This window comes from Pseudobutyrivibrio sp. LB2011, from assembly GCF_000701765.1.
Lineage (GTDB): Bacteria > Bacillota > Clostridia > Lachnospirales > Lachnospiraceae > Pseudobutyrivibrio > Pseudobutyrivibrio ruminis.
This window is the reverse complement of sequence record NZ_KL370823.1, coordinates 283,147-290,531: the sequence shown is the minus strand read 5'-3', so window position 1 is coordinate 290,531 and position 7,385 is coordinate 283,147. Positions and strand designations below refer to the sequence as shown.

At 38.6% G+C, this 7,385-nt stretch carries 4 protein-coding genes and 1 rRNA gene; all 5 read right to left on the bottom strand.

The genetic code is table 11. The features are described 5' to 3' along the window. A 16S ribosomal RNA gene (locus T375_RS12985) occupies positions 1 to 264 on the bottom strand; the annotation flags it as partial. Positions 265 to 615: 351 nt separating this feature from the next. Beyond that, positions 616 to 1,287 (bottom strand): CvpA family protein, encoded by a 672-nt coding sequence (locus T375_RS12980; protein ID WP_081822060.1) that lies wholly within the window; start codon positions 1,285 to 1,287, stop codon positions 616 to 618. 8 nt (positions 1,288 to 1,295) lie between these two features. Next, positions 1,296 to 2,513 (bottom strand): DUF5711 family protein, encoded by a 1,218-nt coding sequence (locus tag T375_RS12975; RefSeq protein WP_044939353.1) that lies wholly within the window; start codon positions 2,511 to 2,513, stop codon positions 1,296 to 1,298. A 60-nt stretch (positions 2,514 to 2,573) separates the two neighbouring features. Then, positions 2,574 to 4,472 (bottom strand): 1,4-alpha-glucan branching protein GlgB, encoded by a 1,899-nt coding sequence (glgB, locus tag T375_RS12970; protein WP_044939349.1) that lies wholly within the window; start codon positions 4,470 to 4,472, stop codon positions 2,574 to 2,576. 23 nt (positions 4,473 to 4,495) lie between these two features. Next, complete coding sequence (locus T375_RS12965; RefSeq protein ID WP_044939346.1) at positions 4,496 to 7,330, bottom strand: tetratricopeptide repeat protein; 2,835 nt, start codon at positions 7,328 to 7,330, stop codon at positions 4,496 to 4,498. Positions 7,331 to 7,385 lie beyond the last annotated feature (55 nt).

The window sequence follows — 7,385 nt, the reverse complement described above, 5'->3', positions numbered from 1 at the left end:
TAGCTAATCAGACGCGGGTCCATCTTGTACCGAAAAACTTTTCACACTGCTTCATGCGAAGCTGTGCGCTTATGCGGTATTAGCAGTCGTTTCCAACTGTTGTCCCCCTGTACAAGGTAGGTTACCCACGCGTTACTCACCCGTCCGCCACTCAGTCAACAAATCGTCACCCCGAAGGGATCGTGATAAGTTGCTTCGTTCGACTTGCATGTGTTAAGCACGCCGCCAGCGTTCATCCTGAGCCAGGATCAAACTCTCATGTTAAAAAGTTTAATTCCGAATCAGTATAAAACTGACTTGTTTACTAATAAAGGTTTTTGTTTCGTCTTAGAAACTAAATGAATTTCAAGGATACATGTTTTAAAAACTTGTATTAATTCAAGGTTTGTTTCACTGTTCAGTTATCAATCTTCGCTTTGTTGTTGCCCTCAGCAGCAACTCGTTTATATTATCACGATGCTGTGTTTTTGTCAACAACTTTTTTGATTTATTTTTTTAAATCATTTATTTAGAAAACTCAGTGTTTTCTAAGTGTGCCGCTCTCAGCGGAACGAATAGTATAATAGCAAAGGATTTCACTAAAGTCAACACGTTTTTGCAAAAAAATTATTGTCTTTATTTTCCGATAATTCTAGCAATTAAGTTGTTCTCATAGACGAAATACAATAGCTGGTCTTTTTCGGCGTTTTCTATTACAAAATGCCCTACTGCAGATGCTGGAAAACAGCTTGCAATATACATCAACAACCATATTGCTAACATTCCCTCAATCAATCCCGCTATTACTCCAAGAAGACGATTTACATCCCTTATTCCTGGAACTAAACCTATCCCCTTTATGATCTTGTCTATTATAAATATCACAAGTATGCCTATAAGTACTGCTATTATCGTGGCTATACCATTTATAGCCGCATCTGTAAGTTCTTCGGCTATGAACCTGATTGTAGCGTCTATTGAGCTTTGGACACTTTCTGTTATTTCTTCTTTTATTGAGGATGGGACCATTGACATGACCGCATCTTCGCCTGTGCCCACTTCCTGCTCTTCTGAGGCCGTATATCGCTCTGTTAGATGAGTTACAATACCTTCTTGGATTGTATACGGTACCTGAGTAGATGTAGATATATAATTATCAATAAAATTGCTGCCGTAGTTAACAAAGCATATTAAGAACACCCATGCTATGATTCCAAATACGATTCTCAGCATGCCTCTTCTTGCTCCTCGTATAATGCAGAACAATAATATTAACGCTGTGATAATTAATAAATAGTTTATTTCCATTTAGATTCCTACTTGATATATATTTCTTCTGTCTTACTATCTTCTATTAAATAGTATCTCTTAGATGTAGTTCCAGGAATTACTCCATAGATTTTATCATCAAATGTATAATTAAACTTTTTAAAGCCCTGTAGGTTATATATACTTACTTCGTTTTCATTACTGATATAGATTTCATTATTATCTAAAATAGTAATGTTGTCGTAGCTACTTTCTATTTCTTTTGAAATTAGTCTAAAACCGTATAAATTATATACGTTCAACTCGTTTACAATTTCACCATTGTCTGTTGCTGTTTCGCATATATATCCAAAATGACTATCATTATAGAATATACTTTTCATCTGCTGGCCAACTGTAATTTCTTTTGCCACAGTTGCACGAAGATTATTGTTGAAAATAATAATCTTTGAATCACTAAAGGCAATAGCCTTATCATTTTTCATATATTCTACTTTTGGAATTAATGCACCTATGTAATTGTAAGATGCAACGATATTGTCCTCTTCTTCCTTACCAGCACTGGTAAAATCATAGAACACTAACTCTGTATCTAATTCACCGTTATTTACATTTATGATAGATAATAAAAGCCTAGTGGCATCAGATGAAAGGGCCATAGATACAGGATAGCCTCTGTTCTCAGGATGGATTTCACCTGATACAAGAACGGAACCATCCCTATCATACATTTGTATATAACTGGTTGTTCCCTCTTGAAGTAATATTGCTACTGTGCCTTTATCTGCCACTCTTGCCTCTATAACAGGCGTGGTTGTCGAAATAGTATTGATATACCCTTTTGAGGAGAATACATCTACTTCTGTTCCTTTTTTATCGTATACAACAATATAATCACCGCAAAAATCAATATTGGGGTTTGTCATATCATATGTGTAATTCCAGATTAGGGTGCCATCAAATGTGGTATAGAATATTCCATCAGCACTATATTTAATTAGATTATTATTAAAGCTACAATAATTACTCTCGCTAGAGTCCTGTCGTTCCCATGTTTTTTCTACTTCATAATCATCATATGTAGTGATTATTCGTATAACAAATATGGATATAACAATAAATAGAAGTAATAAAACGATATAAAAATAGCGCTTCTTAGGCGGCTTATAGTCGTCATCTACCCGTCTCGCTACTACAGGCTCTTTTTCATCTGTTTCTTCTTCATTGTTTTTTTCTGGTAACTTTATAATCTTAAATTCTTCCATATTTCTCGCTTCTTACTATTTTTTAAAAAGAAAAGGGCTGTATTAACAGCCCAATTTTCTTTAATAAACAAATATTGCTATCTGATATGGCGCCATCGAAAATCCTATTGAGTACTCTCTGCCATCACATTCCTCATGAATTGGTGTGCAAGTCTCAGGAATTATTCCGCCTTCGCCTCCAAATTCCTTGTTTTCACTATCAAGCAATAATCTAAATCGTTTGTTTTCTGGAACACCTACTCGATAATCTTCGTATTTCATAGGAGTCATATTTATTACAAACAACAGATTGTTTTTCCCATTCTTTGCCTTGCGAACAAAGCTAAAGATACTGCGGTAGCTATCGTTGGCATTTATCCATTCAAAGCCAGCCCATGAAACATCCTGTTCATACATTGCTGGATACTGTCTGTAAATATGTAACAACTCTTTGAACATACGGGCTACATGTCGATGATTTGGATTGTCTAATACATACCAATCAAGCTCTCTAGCTTCGCTCCACTCAGTTCCCTGAGCGAATTCTTGACCCATGAATAACAGCTTTTTGCCAGGATGGCCCATCATAAAAGCATATCCCGCCATCAGATTTTTATATTTATCAACCTCTAATCCAGGCATCTTTGCAAGCATAGAGCCCTTCAAATGAACTACCTCGTCATGACTAAGCACAAGAATATATCTCTCGGCTTCATTGTAGCTCATAGCAAATGTCATTTTATTGTGGTTGTCTTTTCTGAAATAAGGATCAAGCTTCATATAGTCGATGAAGTCATGCATCCATCCCATATTCCATTTATAGGAGAAATTTAATCCTCCATTTTCAACATCCCCTGTAATCTTTGGCCAAGCTGTAGATTCTTCAGCAATCATAACAGCGCCAGGGTTTCGACCCCTTATCAAAGTATTGATATGCTTAAAGAACTCGATTGCTTCAAGATTCTCGTTGCCACCATGCTCATTAGGAATCCACTGACCAGGCTTCTTTCCATAATCAAGGTATAACATTGATGCTACAGCATCTACTCTAAGACCATCGATATGATAATGCTCAACCCACTGTAAAGCACTACCAATCAGGAAGTTTTTAACCTCTGGTTTGCCATAATTGAAAATTTTGGTACCCCAGTCTGGATGCTCACCCTTTTTTGGATCTGGATATTCGTATAATGGTCTTCCATCGAAGTCAGCAAGACCATGGGCATCTTTTGGAAAATGAGCTGGAACCCAGTCCAAAATTACGCCTATTCCGTTTTTGTGCAAATAATTGATGAGATACATGAAATCATCAGGTGTACCATAACGTGATGTAGGCGCATAGTAGCCTGTAACCTGATATCCCCATGAACCATCAAATGGATATTCTGCAATACCCATTAACTCAACATGAGTGTATCCCATGTCGAGAACATATTCTGTAAGACTATGAGCAAATTCTTTGTAGCTATAAAATCCATCGTTTTCTGGCCTTGGATGACGTTTCCATGAACCTGGATGAACCTCATAAATTGCAAGTGGCTGCTCCCAGAAATTCTTTGCTGCCTTGCGCTGCTTCATCCAAGCGCTATCAGTCCACTTGAACTTTGTATTGTCATAGATTCTGGATGCTGTGCCAGGACGTACTTCAGCGTATGTAGCGTATGGATCTGCTTTGTAAAGCTTTGTTCCATCCTCTGTATAAATAAGATATTTATACAGCTGCCCTTCCTTTACATTTGGAATAAATGTCTCGAATATTCCATGGCTCTCTGGCTCAACTCGCTGCATATAATTGCGAGTTTCATCCCAGTCGTTAAACTCTCCTATAACTGCTACTCTACTGGCGTGTGGTGCCCACACGTCAAAGTAGTATCCAGACTCTTTGCCTTGCTTCCCCCTGTGTGCTCCGAGCTTTTTGTAAATGTCATAATGTGTGCCTTGCCCGAATAAATAGGCATCCAAATCTGTAAAATTGCTCATAAACTATCCCCTTTGTTAATTATTTATTTGTCGAAATCCTTCTCTTTTAAGATGATATTGCCATTCTTATCGTATTTAGGCTTGTTGAAGAATCCACCCTTTGTAGACTTTTCAATGGCATCATCCATTATCTCTGCAACCTCTTTGATTGTAGTAACATGATCATAACGACCGATAAGATTGATTCTATTGTAAAGTGCAAGAATTCCCATATCATCTATAGTGCATTCTGCTTCGAGAGCATATGTCTTTGCAAATGATACCAATTCATCTATTGAGAATACAGGAATGACAATCTTTTCTGTAAATCTCTTGGCAAATGAACTGTCTTTGATAAGGGCTTTATCAATACCCTTTTTACTATCTTCAATAATGATGATTGTTCCTGATGTATCGTTTTGCATAAGAAGAGACAATGTAACCGCTGTCTCCTTTGAAATGCCACCAGCTGATTCGATGATTAAGCAACCACCCTGAATCTTGCTGTAAAGCTTTTGAATATCCTTTTCGTTAAGCTTTTCTCCGGAAATCTTTCCAATTCCACCCTTTGGATATCCAGTCTTCTTTTGTAAAACCTTGATAATGCTAGTTGCCATCTGTGTTTTACCTGAGCCAGGCTCACCAACGATAACAATACTTCCACCATTTGCGTTTGGCTTATCAAGATATGATGCTGCTCCCTCGATTACGCGAGTAATATTAGCCTTCATTCCATTAATTGGAAGGAAGTATGAGAAGATATCAAGATCTTCATCATCAACCTTAATAGATGATTGCTGATTTGGCGCTGCAACTGGAGGGTTTACCTCGACCACAGGAATTTCAGCCTCCTGAATCTGTACTTTTTCGATCTGTACTGGTTCTGGCTGAATAAGTTCCGGCTGGATTTGCTCTGGCTGTACCTGGTCAACCTCTTCAAACTGAGGCTCTGTAACAGCTGGCTCTTCAGCAAATAAATCTTCTGGAAGAATAATAGGAGGTAATTCAATGTCATCAATATTGATACTTGGTTCCTCTACTGATTCTTCTATTGACTCTTCTATTGGTTCCTCTTCTGATTCTTCTACTACTTCTTCAATTGGAGCCTCCACCTGCTCTGCCTGTTCAGGATTTTCTACAGGCTCCTGGATAAATTCATCGCCAAGCCCCTCTATTATTTCTGCAACGGGCTCCATGTCAGGCATTACTATAGCTGGTTCCTCTGCGAACTTTACTACAGGCTCTTCCTCGTAAGTCTCTACTGGAACTGGAATTTGTGTATCCACTCCACTAAGTCTATCTATTTCTTTTTGTAAAAGGCTATTTACATCAGCAATCATCTGGGATGCTTCTTTGAAATCCACGTCTTCTGTCTCCTCAGTGTCATTTTCATTTAGCGTTGGAGGCTGCCAACTTGGTGTTGCCTCCTTTAACTCCCCTGCTGCATGCATAATAGCACTTGGTACTGCAGCTGCTGCTCCTGCAAGTGCCGCTTCCTCAGCGGATACAACCGGTATATCAATCATGCCTGTTTGTAATCCATCTGTAGAAAGCATTGGGATGGTAAATCCCGCGTGTGTTTCTGTATATTCTGGCTGCTGATTTTGCTCAGTGTCGTCAGGAACAGATTCCTCTTCTTCCAGCTGAACCTCTTTTGCTTCTGTAGGCTCTGCGGCGCCTAGGTATTCTTCCTTGAGAAGCTCCTGCGAAGACATACCAGCATCGAGCTTTGACATAACTCCTTCTAATCGGTTCAAGACGTTGTTTGCCTCGCGAAGTGCTTTCGCTCTAGCACTTTCAAGCTCCTTGCTCTTGGCATCCTCCATGGCCGCCTCTGCTGCACGCTTTGTCTTTTCCCACTCAGCTAAAACATCCTCGATGGTCATCTGTCCTTCGATTTGCTCTTCAGTTTGAGTGCTTTCATCAGCAAGCTTAAGGCTCATTTGGCCATCAAAGCCTTCTTCCAAGTACTGCTGGAATGTGTCGTTTATTGAGAAGTCCTCTGGCTCCTCTACAACTTCTTCCTCTGCCACCTGAAGATAAGGTATTTCTTCAACGAGATTCTTGATGGCACCGATGTTTTCTGAAACCTCACCAGCATCGGTTGCTTTCATGATTTCGTCTATATTCTTTTTGATTTCCGCCTGAAGGTTGATTGTGTCGAAACGCTCTGGCCCTTCAGGAAGCTGGATATTTTTAATATTTGGAACAATACTGCTTGAATCAGCAACTATCTGTGGCGTAATTTCTGTGATGCCGTCTTTCTTCTGCTGCAAGCTACGATATTTATCCTCTTGGGACTTATCAAGTGGCTGATAAAGCATTTTTAATTCCAATGCTCTTTCAACTACTGGACCATCACCAAACCAAAGAATGATTTCATCGCAAAGTGCTATACATTTATCACCCTGATTTGTCTTGTGATAAAGATAAGCAAGCTCATAAGCCCACTCCTCTATAAAATCATTTTCCTTGAGCTGCTCAAGAATTTTGATAAGAGTAGCATTATCTGCACCCTTTGCAACATTAATATTGTATTTGAGGATATATTTAAGACTATCGTGTGGAGCTATCTGTACGAATTCATTGTAGTATTCCTGAGCTACATCTATCTCTTTGAGCTTCAGTGATATCATGCAAAGCTTGTACAGAATCATCCTTCCGATAGGAGAACGCTCATGTGCAACTAATAATAAATCCCTTGCTTCTTCGATTCTACCAGCCGCTTCATAGGATTCACTTCCCGCAATCAAATCATTGATATTGTGAACCTTTCTCCAGTTGATAGTATCTGCAACGGACATTGCATCTGTAAATTTGTTTTTTTCGATGAGATTTTTCATCTCTTCAATTCGAGTACGATATTCCATTTTTTCCACAGAATTATTCTCCAAATTACATACTTATAGTTATTAAAATATTATCATAGCTTGT

What these genes read in the sequence shown, in the direction of transcription:
- T375_RS12980 (WP_081822060.1), bottom strand. Translation starts at nt 1,287, where the DNA reads ATGGAAATAAACTATTTATTAATTATCACAGCGTTAATATTATTGTTC.
- T375_RS12975 (WP_044939353.1), bottom strand. Translation starts at nt 2,513, where the DNA reads ATGGAAGAATTTAAGATTATAAAGTTACCAGAAAAAAACAATGAAGAA.
- glgB (WP_044939349.1), bottom strand. Translation starts at nt 4,472, where the DNA reads ATGAGCAATTTTACAGATTTGGATGCCTATTTATTCGGGCAAGGCACA.